This is a genomic window from Aeromonas sp. s8 (assembly GCF_040907785.1).
Lineage (GTDB): Bacteria > Pseudomonadota > Gammaproteobacteria > Enterobacterales > Aeromonadaceae > Aeromonas > Aeromonas veronii.
The window spans coordinates 68,316-85,646 of the sequence record NZ_JBFOCL010000028.1 but is presented as its reverse complement, the minus strand read 5'-3'; the positions used below and the strand labels follow the sequence as shown (position 1 = coordinate 85,646).

The following is a 17,331-nucleotide window of genomic DNA, read 5'->3' as shown; positions in this document are numbered from 1 at the left end:
CATCATTCAAGGTGAAAATGGCTCAGGGACAACCCGAGCCATTTTTATCGTCCATGTGACGTGTCCGTTGAAATGCCAAATACGGCAGATACAAAAAAGCCCAAGCGGGTGACCGCTTGGGCTTTCTCTTTGAATATGGCGGAGGAGGTGGGATTTGAACCCACGGATGGTCGCCCATCGCCGGTTTTCAAGACCGGTGCATTCAGCCGCTCTGCCACCCCTCCGAACGGGGTGCATACTACGCTAAGCCCTTGTTCATATGCAATACATATTTCCTGTGGGATAGTGTGCGGGAGCAAAATGGCAGGTGGCTTGAAATTGTTCCTCGTCATCCCTATTTGTTCTACATACAATGCGTAAACATGCAGTAACAAACAGCGATCACGAGGCGGCTGCTCGCCGTCTCACCCGGACATCAAGAGGACACCCAAGATGGATACCCGTTCTATCTACACTGGCACCCAAAGTGCCGTACGCGATACCAACAAGGTGCTGCGTAACACCTATATGCTGCTCTCCCTCACTCTGGGCTTCTCTGCCGTGGTGGCGGGGGTCGCTACCGTGATGAACATGCCGCCGCTGCACTGGGCCGTGTTCCTGATCGGCGTCTACGGTCTGATGTTCCTGACCGAGAAGAATCGCAACAACGGCATGGGGCTGGTCTTCACCTTCGCCCTGACCGGTCTGCTGGGCTATAGCCTGGGCCCCATCATCAACATGTACATGAACAATGGTGGTGGCGAGATCGTGATGACCGCCCTTGGCGGCACCGCGCTCACCTTCTTCGGTCTGTCGGCCTATGCCCTGACTACCAAGCGTGACCTCTCTTTCATCGGCGGCATGCTGTTCGTCGGTTTCTGGGTACTGCTGGTGGCCATGATTGCCAACATCTTCCTGCAGATGAGCGCCCTGAGCCTGGCCCTGTCCGCCATGTTCATGCTGTTCTCTTCCGGCGCCATCCTGCTGACTACCCAGCAGATCGTGCGCGGCGGCGAGACCAACTACATCTCCGCCACCGTCACCCTGTATGTCTCAATCTACAACATCTTCCTGAGCTTGCTGAGCCTGCTTGGCGGCAACCGCAACTAATCAGAAACCCCGCTTCGGCGGGGTTTTTATTGGCTCCTCTTTCTGTCAGGATAAGTTGTAAATCAAGGATATGAAGCGAAGTGGNGCCCTGATTTGGATCAGGGCCACTTCGCGCTTGGCGGGTTACTATCTCGCTCTCGTTTCGATCAAGGGTTTCACCTGTCTCATGCCGATGGATCTCTCTGGCCTGCTGCGCCGACTGCTGATTGATAGTCACATCGATTTTGCTTCGCTCAAGGGTGGTGCCTAGCATGCCCATGGAATTCTCCGGTTTGTTACGCCGACTGCTGACCGATAGTCACATCTACTTCGCTCTCAAGGTGCTGCTGGCCATTCTCGGTCTGCTCGCCTTCACCCTGGCCACCGGCAATATCCAGCTCACCGTGCTGCTCTCCCTCGGAGTAGTGGCGGGCGCCATCGCCGAAACCGACGACAGCCTGTGGGGGCGCCTCAAAAACCTCGCCATGACGCTGATTTGCTTCATGTTCGCGTCCCTGTGCGTGCAGTATCTCTACCCCACCCCCTGGCTGTTTGCCATCGGGCTCGCCAGCTCCACCTTTATCTTCGTGATGGTGGGGGCGCTCGGCGCCCGCTACGCCACCATCAGCTTCGGCTCGCTGCTCATCGCCATCTACACCATGCTGGGGGCCGCCAAGGCGCCGGATCTCTTCTACCAGCCGCTGGCCCTCGGCGCTGGCGCCCTCTGGTACGGGCTGGTCTCGTTTATCTGGCTCTGGCTGCTGCCCTACAAGACCCTGCACGAGCAACTGGCCCAGAGCTACTTCGCCCTTGGTCGCTACCTGCTGGAAAAATCCCGCTTCTTCCCGGCGGACGAGCACGGCGCCCAGGCCATTCGCCACAATCTGGCCCAGCTCAACATCAATCTGGTGAGCGCGCTGACCCTCACCAAATCGGCCCTCAATGCCCGCCTGAGCCGCCGCCATCCGGCGAGCCCCGAGCTTGCCAGCCTGCTGCGCCTCTATCTGCTGGCGCTGGAAATTCACGAGCGCGCCACCTCCAGCCACTACCCCTACAGCCGACTGGAAGCGGAGCTCAAGCAGGGCATAGTACTGGAAGGATTTCAGGAGGTGTTCCTGCAGCTCTCCGAGGCGTGCCAGCGGCTCGGTTACGCCATTCTGGTGCACAAGCCCTACGCCCATAACAAGCGTATCCACTGGACTCTGGAGGCCCTCGGCGATCAGCTGGAGTTCACCAATCTCAAGCAGCACTACCCGAAAACCCTGCTGACGCCGATGAAGTTCCTGCGCCGCAATCTGGCCAGCATCAACCAGCTGCTCGGCAGCGCCGAAGTGCTGCAAAACCCCGAGCAGCCGGAGCAGGAGCTGCCCGCGCTGGCCAAGCCACCCCGCCTGCCGCTGCTGACCCAGCTCAAGCAGCACCTCACCTTGCACTCCATGGTGTTTCGCCACGCGCTGCGCTTGTCACTCGGGCTGGTGATCGGCTACGGCATACTGCAAGCCTTTGATCTGGAGAAGGGCTACTGGATTTTGCTGACCGTGCTGTTTGTCTGCCAGCCCAGCTACAGCGCCACCCGCCGCCGACTGGTGCAGCGGATGCTCGGCACCTTCGCCGGCATACTGGTGGGTATTCCGGTGCTCTGGCTCTTCCCCGAGCTGCACATTCAGCTGGTGGTGATGGGGCTCGCCGCCTTCCTGTTTTTCACCCAGGTGCGCAACAACTACAGCGCCGCGGTCTGCTTTATCACCCTCTACGTGCTGATGGCGTTCAACCTGCTCGATGGCATCGGCTTTGCCATTCTGGGGCCGCGGCTGCTCGATACCCTGCTCGGCTGCCTGATCTCTTACGGGCTGGTAGCCTGGCTCTGGCCGGACTGGCAGTACAAGCGGCTGCCGACGCTTATCGCCAATTCGCTCTCGGCCAACGCCCGCTACCTCTCAGCGGTGCTGGCGAGCCTCAAGCAGCAGCGGGACGAGTCCATCGACTATCGGGTGGCGCGCAAGAGCGCCCATCTGGCAGACAGCGAACTGGCCACCGCCTGGCAGAGCATGCTGGTGGAGCCGCAAAAGCGCCGCCGCTTCCTCGAGCTCTGCTTTACCCTCACCTGGCGCAACCACGCCCTGCTCTCCTACATCTCGGCGCTGGGGGCCCATCGCGACAAGCTGGAGGCCATCAGCGGGCTGGATGAGGTGCGCCACCATATCTGCCACACCCTGGAGCAGGCCGCTGGCCATCTGGCAGGCAACCCCTCCAGCTCCATCGGAGGTCAGTGTCCGGTGATAAGTCCGGATAGCAGCGAGGAGCAGCTGATGCTGACCCAGCAGCTCAACCTGATCAGCGAGCTGGCGGATCAGCTGCTGCATCTGGCCAACGAGAGCCGGTTGCTCACCGGGGATCAAGGCGCTACCATGCCCGCCCAATCCTGATAGCCCCATTAGCGAGGAGCCCCCATGTCTGCGTCCGAAAAACATCAGCTGGAATTCAACGGCCAATTCATCGAGACCGATGCCAAGGGCTACCTGCTCAACAGCAACGACTGGAGCGAGGAGCTGGCGCTGGTGCTGGCCGCGCAGGAGGGGATCACGCTTGAGGAGCCGCACTGGGAAGTGGTGCGCTTTGTGCGCGCCTTCTATCTGGAGTTCAACACCTCCCCCGCCATCCGCGCGCTGGTCAAGGCGATGGAGAAGCAGTACGGCCCCGAGAAGGGCAACAGCCGCTATCTCTACAAGCTGTTCCCGGAAGGGCCAGCCAAGCAGGCGACCAAGATTGGCGGCCTGCCCAAACCGGTGAAGTGCATCTGATCCCATGCATCTCATCCCATAACAACGGGGGGCCACAACTGCGGCCCCCCGTTGTGTTTGGTGCGCTATCTTCGCGCACCTCGTATTCATATCTCTGAGACTTCCAGCCAGCCTTATCTCCGCTTGTCAGCAAGCGCCACCAGCTGCTCCGCCAGCCGGTGGCCGTGCAGGTAGGAGGTAATCAGCTCGCTATCCGCTTTGCCGATTTCAATCTGCTGATACCAGTGCGCCAGCATGGCGGCAAAGCCGCGCTGGGCCAGCACCGGCTGCCAGTCGCTGGGGCTAAGCATCTGTGCCTGCTTGTCGCGGGCGATGCTGCCGCGAGCGCAGTTCTCAAGGTGCAGGGAGAGATTGTCGCCATAGGCATCGATGCGCTCCTCGGTGATCCCGGCGCTGCGGTTCATGCTGCCGCTGATGGCGCGATCGCCGCTCTGCCAGCTGACGCTTACCCCGGCCAACAGGCTGCTGTCCTTCGTATCCGGTCGCAATACCGCATGAAAGTCGCCGACCGGCACGCCACCATAAAAACAGAGACTGTCGAGCACATGGATAAAGTCGTCGAACATAAAATCCCGCGCCTTGCCGGGCAGGGCAAAGCGATGTTTCTGCCAGTTCAGCTCGGTGAGCGGCTGGGCCCGCGCCTCGGCCATGGCGGGCAGATAACGGCGGTTAAAGCCGGTAAAGAGGGCGCAATCTTGCGCGATGGCAAGGTTGGCCAGCCCCTCTGCCTCGGCCAGATTGTCGCACAGGGGCTTGTCGACAAAGGTGGGGATCCCTGCGCGCAGGCACTGCTCGGCCAGCTCGCGGTGAACGGCGGTGGCGGCGTGGATCATCACGGCATCGGGACAGCTGGCCAGCAGGGCCGCCACATCGGTAAAACACTCGGCGACCCGATACTGGCGGGCCAGCTTCTCCAGCACCGATGGATTGCGAGTACAGAGCAGCGGGGTAACCCGCTCATCGCTCGCCAGCAGCGGCAGATAGGCTTTCTGGGCGATATCCCCCAGACCAATCATGGCAATGCGCATCTCAACTCCTTTTCACTCGATAACGGGACAAGCGGATAACTGCCCGCACCATCGCAGGATTTGTCCCGCAGATCCAGCCTGCCGTTAGCGCACTGGCTGGTGTGTGCAGCTCTGTGCAAACGGCGGCGTTATCCGGGCATGGCAAGATCGCAAACCGACTTGATCACCTCGGCCAGCCACTCGATGGCGAGATTGCCCTGACTTTTGCGGTGTCTGCCGACCACCACCTCGAACGGCTGCGGCGCTCCGGCCAGCTCCAGCACGCGAAAATCCCCGAGGGCGGCGATAGCTGATGGAATGCAGGCCGCCACGTCATTGACCGACATAAAGGCTTGCAGCGAGGTGTAACAGGGGAGCGTCGCCACCGCCGCGCTGGCAACCTGCTGCGGGCTCATCTGCCCTTCGAAATTGCCGACGCTGTTGGCAAACTGCACAAAGGGGATGGCCGCCAGATCCTGCGGGGCGTTGTCCGGCAGATATCGGGAGTCGCGGCGCAGCACGCAGCAGTAGTGATCCCGGCGCAGGGTGGCGCGCAGCAACCCCGGGTCGAGATAGGCATCAAAGCCAATCACCAGATCGACCTCTCCGCTGGCCAGCGCCTCCAGATGCTGCTCGGCCTGAAAGTCCACCACATCGAGCCGGATGGAGGGCGCCTGAGTGCGCAGGGCGCTCGCCAGCCTTGGGATAATGGCGAGCTGGGCATATTCGTTGGCCATCACCCTGAAGGTGCGCTCGCTGCTGGCGGGCTCGAAGGGGGCAGCCACAAAGACCCCGTCAATATCGGCCAGGATCTGCTCGAACCTGGCAGCCAGCTCGCAGGCGTAGTCGGTCGGCTGCAACCCGGCGCTCTGGCGGATAAAGAGCTCGGCGGGAAAGAGGTCGCGCAGCTTTTTCAAATGGCTGCTCACCCCCTGCTGGGAGATCTCCAGCAACTCGGCCACCCGCGACACACTCTTGTATCTCACCAGCAGCACCAGCACCCGCATCTGCCTGATATCTATCCTCTCCACCCCCACCTCACCAATTTCAGTTGTATCACATACAAATCACCCATGATTTACATTGTATCAGTAGCTCTCTAACCTTGCAGCTCTTCCAGCAAAGCGAGGTTAACGATGAAAACTGTCATTCTGATTGGTGCTCAGGGGAAAATGGGGCAAGCCGCCCTCAGTGGTCTGGGCAAGCACAAGGTGATCACCGCCAGCCGCTCCGGCGAGGGGTGTGATTTTCAGGTGGATATCACCAGCCGAGAGTCTATCGAGCGGCTCTACCAAAACGTGGGCTCCTTCGATGCGGTGGTCAATACCGCAGGATTTTGCGAATACGCCCCCTTTGGCGAGATGAGCGACGAGCAGTGGCAAACCACCATCCAGAGCAAGCTGATGGGGCAGATCAATCTGGTCAATATCGGCCTCAACTACATCAATCAGGGCGGCTCCTTCACCCTGATCTCCGGCATCCTCAATATCAAGCCGATCCCGCTGGCCATTGCCGATGCCACCACCAGCGGCGCCATCGATACCTTTGTCCAGTGCGTGGCCCACGAGCTGCCCCGTGGCATCCGCATCAATGTGGTCAACCCGACCGTATTGGAAGAGGCGTGGGACGTATATGGCGAGATGATGCCAGGCTTCCAGCCGGTGCCGGGCGCCCTGGTCGGCAAGGCGTTTGAGCGCTCCGTCGATGGCTTTATTAGCGGTCAGGTGCTCTATGTCGATGCCTGATCCGGTTCAGGTGTGAACCCAATGCCTTTGTAATTCCTTGTCGATGTTTTTCCTCTTCCCCGAAAGCGCCAGCTCTCGGGGCTTTTTGTATGGCGGGGGGCAGAACAGCAGCAGAACGGGTTTCGTATTGAACCCATTTTGGCTAACATGCCGCACTTCACGAAGCGACAAGGGCAAGGACGCGATGAGCAACAAGACACTGCAATCTCTCTTTCACTACAAACGCTGGGCCGATGGCGAACTGCTGGATGCGATCGCCACACTCGATGCGCAGCAATATGGCGAGGCACACCACACCTGCCTCAGGATCTTCAACCATATCCATGTGGTCGATACCATCTTCAAGGCCAATCTGCTGGGGGAACGCCACGGTTTTACCGCCACCAATACGCCGGAGACACCGACCCTCACCGCCCTGCGCAGCACAGTCACCAAGCTGGATAACTGGCTGGTAGATTACGTCACGTCGCTGAGCCCGCAAGAGGGTGGAACCCCGCTCTCGTTTCGCTTTGTCGATGGTGACAAGGGGCAGATGAGCCGCGATGAAATGCTGTTCCATCTGGTGACTCATGGCGGGTATCACAGAGGAGCCATCGGGCGGATTCTGGTGCAGTGTGGCATCACGCCGCCGCGCGATACCCTGACCACCTTTTTGCATCGCAGCGAGCCCGGGCGACGGGGTGATGCGCCTATGACAGAGGGCGGGGCTCGCCCATGATACGCGCCTGTCTGCGGCTCACACCGCTGCTGCTGATTTGGCTGCTAAGCGGCTGCGCCGCCGCCATCGATCACTACGCGGGGCGCTTTCGCAACACCCTGGTATCGGGGGAAACCCGCGCGACCATTCGCGCCGAGCTGGGCGAGCCCCAGCGTTGCCAGCAGGCCGCCTTTCTGACCGAGGATAAGGTGCAGGGCTGCGATCGTTTTACCGTGCTCGGCAAGATCCACAAGCGCGCTGACGGCAATGGCCAGGCCACGGCAAGCGCCGTGACCATGGGGCTGGGGGAGCTGATCCTAATACCGATGACGGTGGCCGGCGTGGCGGCGGATTACACCGAGCACCACACCATTACCGTCTATTACGATCGGGATGATCACTATCTCTTCCACACCCTGCTCAATGCCAAAGGGCAGGAGGTGTGGCAGTAAGCGCACCGGCCAGCGGCTCTTTCCTGGCCGGCGCGTCCTCCCGACGAGGGAGGCCTTATTGACAGCGCAGTGCCGGTTTGTCTTCCAGCAGCCAAGCTATCCAGCGCCGCCGCGAGTTCAGCACAAACCCTTCGTCGGCCGCGATCCCGCTGACGATATAGCCGTCGGCCGCTGGGTCAGCTGCCTCGCGGGAGAAGGTGAAGTCGCTGCTGTTCACCCGCTCCCCCTTGCTGAGCGCCGCATCGAGCCTCGGCGTCATGACGACGATAGCCAGCCCCGCGGCGGAGTCGATGCCAAGGCCGCTGCTCGCCACTTTGCCGACCGCCACCGGCACCCGGATGGCACAGTGGCGCCCCTCGGCATCCGTGGTGGTATAGGTTCCCTCCCCCACCCGCCCTTGCATCCACAGCAGCTCGCCACGGGTCAGGCTGTCGACCTGCAGCAGGCCCAGTGCCCCCTTGGGAAAATCGTGGGGATTGTCGACGGCAGCCACCGTCAGCGAGCAGCACAGCATAAACAACCCGAGTGCCTGTCTCATGCCGATGCCTCCTTGCCAACATTAGTTGCCCCGCTTTGCTGCGCCAGGAAATAAATGAGCAGCAGGGGTCCCACGGCCGGCACCAGAAAGACCCAGCCCCACCAACCGGAGCGGCCGGTGTCGTGCAAGCGACGCACGATAAGCGCAATCAGGGGCACACTACTCACCAGGCCGTAGCTCAGATCCAGCCAGCCCAGGTTGGCAAGCAGCACGTCCAGCCAGACGCAGATCAGGGTGACAAGCAGATGGCACAACATGAACCACCCACACTCGGCCCGGGTGGCACGACCCGAGAAATCCAGGGCGCGTTGCCACGCCAGCCAATAGAAAGAGAACATGGATACCTGCCTTTTATGGTGATTGGGAGCCCTTATCATGGGGAGCAAAGCGCCCCAAAGCGTCCTCAAACCGGTTTCAGGTCGTCCTCGAATCGCGCCTGCGCCATCATGGGCTTCATTCACCTGACCCGAGCCGTTATGCTGGCATGCCGCGGCTGGTCAACGGCCTCTCTTTGCACACGGGATACATGATGCTGGCCATACCCATACCCTTTATTGTTTCCTTGCTGCTGGCACTGCTGGCTGCCGTGCTGCTAGCGCGCCTCGGGCGAGCGGCCAGAATGACCGCCCTCTTTTTGCTGCTGTGCGCCATCACCACCGGCATGGTGGGGCTGCGCTGGACCTTCGATCTGGCGCAGCTCACTCTCGTGCAGCCGATCCTCGCCTCGCTTATTCCGGTGGCCGCCTGGCACATCTTCAGCCGGACCAAGGCGCCTAGCGCCCGCTTCTCCTGGCTGCACGGCGTCGGCCCCGCGCTGGTTGCCTTCGGCATGCTGACCCACAACTGGTTGCCACTGGATGGCCTGCTGACCGCCATCTATCTCTGCTACGGCATCGCGCTGGTGCGCTTCTCCGATAAGACACAGCAGCTGCTCTATGTCTCGTTCAATGAGTGGGAGGGGGTCAGGCGGGCAGAACATATCGCGGGCTGGATGCTGCTGTTTTCGGCGGCCATCGACGCCGCCGTCTCCCTCGACTTCGCCTTCAACCAAGGCCAGCTGGCGCCCTATATCCTGTCGCTGGGTCACCTGATGCTGGTGCCCATGCTGGCGGCAGCCGTGGTGATGGTGGGGGTCAATACCGCTGACGCAGAAGAGGAGGAGATATCCACCTCCGTTCCCGAGCCTACTGAGAAAGCGCCGCTGCTGAGCGAAGATCGCGCCCGAGAGATAGTGGCTCTGCTCGATAACCTGATGAAGGAGAAAGCCTGCTACCTGGATCCTGAGCTGACCTTGGCCCGCCTCTCACGCAAACTGGGCATTCCCGCAAAGCAGATCTCCAGTGCCGTCAATCTGGTGCGCCAGCAGAGCATCCCCAGGGTCATCAACGAATATCGGATTGCCCATGCCAGGCAGGCCCTGCTGAACACGGATGAGAGCATCACCCAGATCTTGATGAACGCCGGTTTTCAGACCAAATCCAATTTCAATCGCGAATTTCAGCGCATCACCGGCCTGACTCCCAGCCAGTTCAGAGCAACCCGCGACCTGTCGGCCGCCTCCTGAGTTAGTCGCCTGCCCTCGTTTGCTCCCGGCAATCCAGCCACTTGCCCACTCTGGCCCCCAGCTCGGAGCAGACCAGAGCTGTCACGGCGGCCCAGAGCATCTGGTTGCCATCAAAACCCGCCTGCTTTTCAAACAGGAAGGGCACCAGCAGGTTGAAGCCGATGATCCCGAGCAGCAGCCCAAGGCCACTGCCCACCTTCTCCCTGCGGGATCGCGTTTTTATTGCCATCTGATTGCGCCTGCCAAACACGTCATGAACGGGCTCCAAGCCCATCTATCGGGCAGGCCAAGATAACAGAAGCGCTCCCTGATGGGCATGCTCGCCACGTCTGTCCCCCTACTAATGGCATTCACAACAGTCACCTTCCTGTCATCTGGCTGACATCCCGCGGTCATTTTCAAGCCATAGAGTTTTTCACTTATTTTTCATATGGATAGATAAGGAACATCATGACTTTCCCGCGCTCTTCTTATGTGGCTTTGGCCGTCTCGCTGGTCTTGCTTGGCGGCTGCCAGTCAGAGAACGAATCGTCTACCGACAGCCAGGGCAAAACCGCCTACCAATACAGCACCAAAGCGGTCTACAGCCCGCAGCAGCAGGCGGAGAGCTACGAGCCAGCGCCCCAGGGGTTCAGCCCGGTCTTTACCGAGATGGTGGCGCGCCACGGCTCGCGCTCCCTCTCCAGCCCGAAATATGACGTGCTGACCAAGCTGGTCTGGGAAGAGGCGCAGCGTCAGGGGGCGCTCACCACCCTCGGGCAGGGGCTGGGAGGCAAGGTCGATCTGGTGACGGCCGCCAACCAGAAACTGGGCTATGGCCTGCTCTCGGCGCTGGGCAAGGAGGAGCACGCCAATCTCGCCACCCGGCTGGCGGCGCGGCTGCCGACCCTGCTCAACAGCAGCGAGCCCCACTGCATCAAAGTGGTCACCTCGGGCAAGGACAGGGCCAACGAAAGCGCCTTCTACTTTATGGAGAGCCTCAAGCGCGACGTGAACTATGTCAGCGACTCGGCACAGTGCTACCTCACGCAGGATGACCCCTCGAAGATCGACAAAAAGCTGGTCAACAAGTTCGAACTCTACTTCCACAAGACCACGCCCGAGGGGGATTACGCCCGTTACCTGCCCGCCTATGAGAGCTACCAGCGCTTTATCGGTGACGAGGATGCCGGAATCGCCCCGGCCCCCGAGCTGGCCAGAGCGCTGGATCAGCTTAAAAACCTGAGCAAGACCAAAGAGATGGCCCGCAGCATGCTGGAGCGTATCTACAGCAAGGGGTTTGTCGACTATCTGGCGGGCGGCGTCGAGTTTGTCGCCGTCAACCCGGAAGATGGCGGCATGACCTATGTGCGCGACGAAGTGGATGCGGCCCTGATGCTCTACAACCTCTTTATCATCGGCCCCGGCATGATCCGCGAAGCGCAGGCACAGGGCAGCGAACCCTGGGCGCTGGAGCAGTTCCTCACCCCGGAAGAGTCTGCCTGGTTCTCCTACCTCTCCGATGCGGAAGATTTCTACGAGAAGGGGCCGAGCTTTGCCAACCAGAGCGCCCCCTACGCCATTGCCCAGCCGCTGCTCGACGGCCTGTTTGGCGAGGTGCAGCGTCAGGTAGTGGAGGGCGAGCAGAGCCGACGGGCCACCCTGCGCTTTGCCCACGCCGAAGCCATTATCCCCCTCGCCGCCCTGATGAAGCTGGAAGGGAGCCGTCAGGGGGCCAGCGCGGATCAGCTGTTCAGCCAGCAGAACAACGAGTGGCGCGGCGGCTGGGTCTCCCCCTATACCGCCAATATTCAGTGGGATATCTACCAGAACGGGCAGCGACAGGTACTGGTCAAGATGCTCTACAACGAAAAGGAGATCGCCTTTAAAGCGGGCTGCCAGCCCTACCAAAGCGGTAGCCACTACTACGACTTCGAGGAGCTCAAGCGCTGCTACAGCTATAACGGCTGACCCTTCACGCGCCGGATATGGCAATAACAAGGGGCGACCAGCAGGTCGCCCCAATTCACACCCCTTTCCTGCTTGCCAAAGCGGGATATGGCGATAAAGCCGCCTTCCGGCTCCATTTGCTGATCAAGCTCAAAAAACGATTAATTTCTGATAGTTAAGTCACTTTAAGGCTCGCCTCGACAGTTTCGTTTGGATTACCATGGCCATTCAGAACCTGTTGAACTGCGATGGGTTGCTGCCAGCGCGGGTCAAGGGAGCATATTGGAAGCTGTAATTCACTTGTCGTAGCGTGGATCCTTCATGATATTTCTCTTCACTCAGAAAAGTAGACGACCCAGATTTTTATGTTTAGCTTTAGCGAGTTATATTGAAAATTTAACATGAGGATTAAAAATGGCTCCAACCTTACTATGTAGTGATGTTTTCGGTGTATCACCTAATGTTTCTTCATATTCATATGTGGATAGAGGTGATCTAGATGAAGAAATATCGAGGCAACTTAAAAGAAAAACTCATATAGCTCTTCGAGGTGAGTCAAAATGTGGTAAGTCATGGTTAAGACAAAAAACAATAGACGATCCAATTATTGTACAATGCAGACTAAAAACAACACACGTTGATATCTATACAGATATCCTTTCTCAGTTGGGAATACGTTTAATCATTGAGGATGCAACTAAAAACACAATCAAAGGCAAGGTTGAAGCATCTGGTGGTATAGGTATAAAACTGATTACTCAACTTAAATTATCACTAGGCCTGAATATTGAAGAAGAAAACACAACCAAGGGCCAGATTGTAGGACATGACATTAATGACTTAAACTTTATTGCAAAATTAATAAATAATTCTAACAGACGAGTTGTTATTGAAGATTTTCATTATCTATCTGTTGAAGAAAGGAAAAATATATCATTTGATCTAAAAGCTTTGTGGGACTATCAATGCTTTTTTGTAATAATTGGAATTTGGACTAAATCCAATTTATTAATACACCTAAACCCAGATTTAAGCGGTAGAATGATTGAAATTCCTGTTTCTTGGTCAGATAGCGACCTAGAAAAAGTTATAAGCAAAGGGAGTTTAGCGCTAAACATAAACTTTTCAACAAATATAAAGAAACAAATAATAGCAGATGCTTATCATAATGTGGGTCTATTACAAGCACTCACGCTAGCCTACTTAGATGAAGAAAAAATATATGAAGCATCTCTTGGGGCAACAACTCACTTAGATGATGAGACAAAAAACCAACTAGCTGCGATTAGTTATGCTGAACAACTAAATACTAAATACCAAAAATTTGCTACTGATATTTCCACAGGAATAAGAACAAGAAAGGACTCAACAGGTATATATGCCCATGCAATGGCTGCAATTATAATGGCTGACGATAACAAACTTTTAAACGGTTTCAACCTAGATGAAATATTTCACATTGTAAATAAGAGACAGCCAAGAATCCAAAAGCAAAACTTAAAAACTATCCTTCAAAAACTAGAAGATCTACAGGTTGATGCGGATGGAAGAGGATTGGTTTTAGCGTTTAATACTGCGACCAATGATATAACAACTATTGATAGAACATTATTATTCTATAGGAAATATGTAACCATTACTTGGCCATGGGAAGACTTAATTAATGAAGTAGAAGCACAAAATGAAACAAAAATATTCCTAGGGGATTAGTTGATCTGCATATGCTTATATTCATTAACTTTAAGTAATAACAATATTTCAAATAAAAAGGCGTCCCTTCGGTCGCCTTTTTATTTACAACACATTCCTAATCAAAAAACATCACTACGCCGATCGCTGAGTATTATTCCCATTGTCCACATACTAGCCCCCCCTGCGTCATGGCAGTCAGCACCGCTCATGCTTTTCTCTTCTAGGATAATTTATTCTTAACAGAGTCGCCCCAGTAATAACAAAGCAGTGGTTAGATATGGAGGTAAGTGTTATTTTTTCTCGCTTTTATTGCTGCACTTACAGTAAGATACCCATACGAAGCCTAGCAATAGCGACAGATTACAACCTAGTTGATAAAAAATTCTTGAAATTTGTAATCTATCGATGATCACGAGCTTCGATCCTACCAACCTTAGGTAGATATAAGAATCAAAAATAAAGTTAGTTTATTCTTTATTTTTACAGAATGGCGTTCTAAAAAGGATATAACATGCGATACATACCATTACTCTTTTTACCTATTATCACCCCTGCCTATGCCATTACATATATTGAACTAGAAGGCAACATTACAAATATCGTTGATAAAACACCAGAGCAAGCTTTCTACAAAAAATTCTCGGACGGAAGAGCGCACTATGTAATAGAAGTAGATAAGGATAAAAATGGTTGGTGGCTTTCCAATGGAAAAATTTGTTACCCACAAAATTTAAAAAATGAGCGCCATTATGAAGCTACATATGTATGTGGCAATGCTTTGAATAAGGGTTACTTTAATAATGAGTACAGGACTGTTATGGATGATTTATATTCATCCGGACGAGTCAAGATGCATGTTGGGAAAAGCCTTGAGATAGAGTTTAAAAATATAAACCTAGATAAAATAAAGATTGGTACACAAGCAACTGGTATCGAGTTACACGATGGCTCAAGCATATCTCGCTCATCTGTTTACTCAGACCTAGTCGTTACAAAAATAAGTGATGAGAACCCTTGTGAGTAAACATTGTTAATAAATTTACAGATATGATTACCTTAAATAAAAAGGCGACCATCCGGTCGTAATGCAAGTCAGTTAAGAGAATTTGAGTCCCAGCCCGCAGGGTATAAGGGCTAAAGAGTGAGGGAGGCATGATGCCTCCCTCTTTTTATTGCATGCCAGTCAGGGCAAGGGTTGGAGCCAAAATGACTCTTCAATCATGGAGCTACTTTTGATATTCAACATCTCGAATATTTAGTCATAAAAGTGCTTAACCGACTGGCATTAACCATCCGGTCGCCTTTTTATTTCTATCGCTTTCCAATCAGGAAATATTACCGAGCCGGTCGCTTGGCACCATTTCCTTTGACCGCAGGCTTGCTGCCTTGAGCAGCGGGTTTGGCAGAGCCAGCACGGGTCGGCGCCTTGCCCTTGTGGGCGGGTTTGCCGGTCGGTTTGCCCTTGCCAGCATTCTGGCCAGCATTCTTGCCTTCGCCCTGTGCGGCCGGTTTGCCGTTAGCCGCCCCTTTGTGCAGCTGGGACCCCACCGGCTTGTTGCCTGCGCCATTGCCGCGCTGATGGGCAATGTTACTGTGGCGAGTCAGGGCCGGTTTCAACCCCTTGCCAGTGGCGGCGCGCTCGTTGCGACCTTCCGCTGGCACCAGACAGCCGGGGCCGTTGCCAATCAGGTGGCCCTTGCCCATGGCGAGCAGGGCTTCGCGGATCATCGGCCAGCCAGCCGGATCGTGGTAGCGCAGCAGTGCCTTGTGCAGGCGGCGACGGCGCTCGCCCTTGGCGACAAACACATCGCCACCGGTGCGGCTCACCTTGTTTAACGGGTTTTTCTCCGTGTAATACATGGTGGTGGCGTTGGCGAGCGGCGACGGGTAGAAGTTCTGCACCTGATCGAGCTTGAAGCGGTTCTCTTTGACCCAGAGCGCCAGATTGATCATGTCTTCATCGGTAGTGCCCGGGTGGGCAGAAATAAAGTAGGGGATCAGGTACTGCTGCTTGCCCGCCTCTTTCGAGTATTTGTCGAACAGCTCCTTGAACTGGTAGTAGCTGCCCATGCCCGGCTTCATCATCTTGGAGAGCGGCCCCTCCTCGGTGTGTTCCGGCGCGATCTTGAGGTAGCCGCCGACGTGGTACTTGGCCAGCTCCTTGATATAGCGGGGATCTTCGACCGCGATGTCGTAACGCACGCCGGAGGCGATGAGGATCTTCTTGATCCCCTTGAGGTCGCGCGCCTTGCGATAGAGGTTGATGGTCGGGCTGTGGTCGGTGTCCATGTGCGGGCAGATGGTGGGCCAGACACAGGAGGCGCGACGGCAGGTCTGCTCGGCCTTGGGGCTCTTGCAACGCAGCTTGTACATGTTGGCGGTGGGGCCGCCGAGATCCGAGATGACGCCGGTAAAGCCCGGCACCTTGTCGCGGATATCTTCGATTTCTTTCAGGATCGACTCTTCCGAGCGGCTCTGGATGATGCGCCCTTCGTGCTCGGTGATGGAGCAGAAGGAGCAGCCGCCAAAGCAGCCGCGCATGATGTTGACCGAGGTCTTGATCATCTCGAACGCCGGGATCTTCTCGTTACCATAGGCCGGGTGCGGCACCCGCTGGTAGGGCAGGCCGAATACGCCGTCCATCTCCTCGGTTTCCAGCGGGAAGGCGGGCGGATTGACCCAGACGATGCGATCGCCGTGGGCCTGCGACAGGGCGCGGGCACAACCGGGGTTGGTCTCGTGGTGCAGAATGCGCGAGGCGTGGGCGTAGAGCACCTTGTCCTCTTTCACCCGCTCGAACGCCGGCAGCTTCACATAGGTTTTTTCCCACGGCTTGGGCTTGGCCGGCTGCACCAACACGGGCTGGGCTTCCTGCGCGGCGGGTGCCGCTTCGCTGGCATCGTCCGCGCAGGGCGCCCCTTCCATATAGGGGTTGGGGATGGGATCGATGCGGCCAATCTGGTCGAGCTTGCTCGAATCCACCCCTTTCCAGCCCGGCAGCGGCTCCTTGCGGATGACGGCGGTGCCGCGAATATCCTGCATGGTCTCGATGGTCTCCCCCGCTGCGATGCGGTGGGCCACTTCGACCAGCGGCCGCTCGGCGTTGCCGTAAATCAGGATATCGGCCTTGGCATCGAGCAGGATGGAGCGGCGGATGGTCTCGGACCAGTAGTCGTAGTGGGCGATACGGCGCAGCGACGCCTCGATACCGCCGATGACCACCGGCACCTCTTTGAAGGCTTCTTTACAGCGCTGGGTATAGACCAGAGTCGCGCGATCCGGCCGCTTGCCGCCCACATCCCCCGGGGTGTAGGCGTCGTCGTGGCGCAGCTTTTTGTCGGAGGTGTAGCGGTTGATCATGGAATCCATGTTGCCCGCGGTCACCCCGAAGAAGAGGTTCGGTTTGCCCAGACGCATAAAGTCATCTTTGGATGACCAGTCCGGCTGGGCGATGATGCCGACCCGAAAGCCCTGCGCCTCCAGCATGCGGCCGATCACCGCCATGCCGAAACTCGGGTGATCCACATAGGCATCCCCCGTCACCAGAATGACGTCGCAGCTGTCCCAACCCAGCTTGTCCATCTCTTTGCGGGACATGGGCAGGAAGGGCGCCGTGCCGTAGCACTCGGCCCAATAGCGGGGATAGGAGAAAAGGTTGGGTACCGGCTGCATTTTAAACACCTGGAAAAATTCGGGTCGCGCATTATACCGGTTGCGGCCAAGGGGGGCGATGGCTTTTTGTCCCTATAGATCCCGCGGAATAGGCCGCCGCCCGCAATAGCAAGGGCGCCCGCAGGCACCCTTGTGATGATGAGGCTGATAACTGGCCCCCGCTTGG

16 protein-coding genes and 1 tRNA gene are annotated in these 17,331 nt (G+C 56.9%); 10 read left to right on the top strand and 7 right to left on the bottom strand.

The features are described 5' to 3' along the window. Positions 1-136 precede the first annotated feature (136 nt). A tRNA-Ser gene (locus AB5Y86_RS09450) sits at positions 137-224 on the bottom strand. 208 nt (positions 225-432) lie between these two features. Between AB5Y86_RS09450 and AB5Y86_RS09445 the strand changes: the two genes are divergently transcribed. The 3 genes from AB5Y86_RS09445 (at position 433) to AB5Y86_RS09435 (ending at position 3,869) form a co-directional block, all read left to right on the top strand. Further along, complete coding sequence (locus AB5Y86_RS09445; RefSeq protein WP_005338308.1) at positions 433-1,089, top strand: Bax inhibitor-1/YccA family protein; 657 nt, start codon at positions 433-435, stop codon at positions 1,087-1,089. A gap of 251 nt (positions 1,090-1,340) precedes the next feature. Next, on the top strand, positions 1,341-3,494 hold the full coding sequence (gene yccS / locus AB5Y86_RS09440) for a YccS family putative transporter (protein WP_368192720.1): 2,154 nt from the start codon (positions 1,341-1,343) through the stop codon (positions 3,492-3,494). A 24-nt stretch (positions 3,495-3,518) separates the two neighbouring features. Beyond that, positions 3,519-3,869: a TusE/DsrC/DsvC family sulfur relay protein gene (locus AB5Y86_RS09435; RefSeq protein ID WP_368192718.1), complete on the top strand. Its 351-nt coding sequence runs from the start codon at positions 3,519-3,521 to the stop codon at positions 3,867-3,869. A gap of 113 nt (positions 3,870-3,982) precedes the next feature. On the opposite strand, the gene AB5Y86_RS09430 is transcribed toward AB5Y86_RS09435, so the two are convergent. After that, complete coding sequence (locus AB5Y86_RS09430; RefSeq protein ID WP_368192716.1) at positions 3,983-4,897, bottom strand: Gfo/Idh/MocA family protein; 915 nt, start codon at positions 4,895-4,897, stop codon at positions 3,983-3,985. Positions 4,898-5,025: 128 nt separating this feature from the next. Further along, positions 5,026-5,907, bottom strand: coding sequence for a LysR family transcriptional regulator (locus tag AB5Y86_RS09425; protein WP_368192715.1), 882 nt, complete (start codon positions 5,905-5,907; stop codon positions 5,026-5,028). 105 nt (positions 5,908-6,012) lie between these two features. Here AB5Y86_RS09425 and AB5Y86_RS09420 point away from each other — a divergent pair, with 105 nt between their 5' ends. The 3 genes from AB5Y86_RS09420 (at position 6,013) to AB5Y86_RS09410 (ending at position 7,770) form a co-directional block, all read left to right on the top strand. Continuing rightward, positions 6,013-6,621, top strand: coding sequence for a short chain dehydrogenase (locus AB5Y86_RS09420; protein ID WP_005347588.1), 609 nt, complete (start codon positions 6,013-6,015; stop codon positions 6,619-6,621). Positions 6,622-6,805: 184 nt separating this feature from the next. Beyond that, entirely contained in the window at positions 6,806-7,339 is a 534-nt protein-coding gene (locus AB5Y86_RS09415) for a DinB family protein (protein WP_368192714.1), read from the top strand. Continuing rightward, complete coding sequence (locus tag AB5Y86_RS09410; RefSeq protein WP_335838571.1) at positions 7,336-7,770, top strand: hypothetical protein; 435 nt, start codon at positions 7,336-7,338, stop codon at positions 7,768-7,770. The genes AB5Y86_RS09415 and AB5Y86_RS09410 overlap by 4 nt, the downstream gene beginning before the upstream one ends. Positions 7,771-7,825: 55 nt before the next feature. Here the strand turns inward: AB5Y86_RS09410 and AB5Y86_RS09405 are convergent, their stop codons facing one another. Next, complete coding sequence (locus AB5Y86_RS09405; RefSeq protein ID WP_368192712.1) at positions 7,826-8,308, bottom strand: hypothetical protein; 483 nt, start codon at positions 8,306-8,308, stop codon at positions 7,826-7,828. Further along, the gene (locus AB5Y86_RS09400; protein ID WP_368192710.1) at positions 8,305-8,646 is read right to left on the bottom strand and encodes a DUF805 domain-containing protein; all 342 of its coding nucleotides are present in this window, start codon (positions 8,644-8,646) and stop codon (positions 8,305-8,307) included. The genes AB5Y86_RS09405 and AB5Y86_RS09400 overlap by 4 nt, the downstream gene beginning before the upstream one ends. Before the next feature lie 191 nt (positions 8,647-8,837). On the opposite strand from AB5Y86_RS09400, the gene AB5Y86_RS09395 reads away from it, so the two are divergent. Further along, complete coding sequence (locus tag AB5Y86_RS09395) at positions 8,838-9,872, top strand: helix-turn-helix transcriptional regulator (protein WP_368192759.1); 1,035 nt, start codon at positions 8,838-8,840, stop codon at positions 9,870-9,872. 1 nt (position 9,873) lies between these two features. Here the strand turns inward: AB5Y86_RS09395 and AB5Y86_RS09390 are convergent, their stop codons facing one another. Further along, positions 9,874-10,101 carry a hypothetical protein gene (locus AB5Y86_RS09390; RefSeq protein ID WP_041980575.1) on the bottom strand — a complete coding sequence of 76 codons (228 nt, stop codon included), beginning with the start codon at positions 10,099-10,101 and terminating at the stop codon, positions 9,874-9,876. Positions 10,102-10,322: 221 nt separating this feature from the next. On the opposite strand from AB5Y86_RS09390, the gene AB5Y86_RS09385 reads away from it, so the two are divergent. The 3 genes from AB5Y86_RS09385 to AB5Y86_RS09375 all read left to right on the top strand — a co-directional run bounded on the left by AB5Y86_RS09385 (position 10,323) and on the right by AB5Y86_RS09375 (position 14,517). Further along, on the top strand, positions 10,323-11,822 hold the full coding sequence (locus AB5Y86_RS09385; protein ID WP_368192708.1) for a histidine-type phosphatase: 1,500 nt from the start codon (positions 10,323-10,325) through the stop codon (positions 11,820-11,822). A gap of 393 nt (positions 11,823-12,215) precedes the next feature. Beyond that, a complete protein-coding gene (locus AB5Y86_RS09380; protein WP_368192706.1) occupies positions 12,216-13,511 on the top strand; it encodes a hypothetical protein in 1,296 nt (431 codons plus the stop codon). Between the two features lie 493 nt (positions 13,512-14,004). After that, positions 14,005-14,517 carry a hypothetical protein gene (locus AB5Y86_RS09375; protein WP_368192704.1) on the top strand — a complete coding sequence of 171 codons (513 nt, stop codon included), beginning with the start codon at positions 14,005-14,007 and terminating at the stop codon, positions 14,515-14,517. A 311-nt stretch (positions 14,518-14,828) separates the two neighbouring features. Here AB5Y86_RS09375 and AB5Y86_RS09370 read toward each other — a convergent pair whose 3' ends face one another. Further along, the gene (locus AB5Y86_RS09370; RefSeq protein WP_368192703.1) at positions 14,829-17,165 is read right to left on the bottom strand and encodes a YgiQ family radical SAM protein; all 2,337 of its coding nucleotides are present in this window, start codon (positions 17,163-17,165) and stop codon (positions 14,829-14,831) included. Between the last annotated feature and the right edge of the window lie 166 nt (positions 17,166-17,331).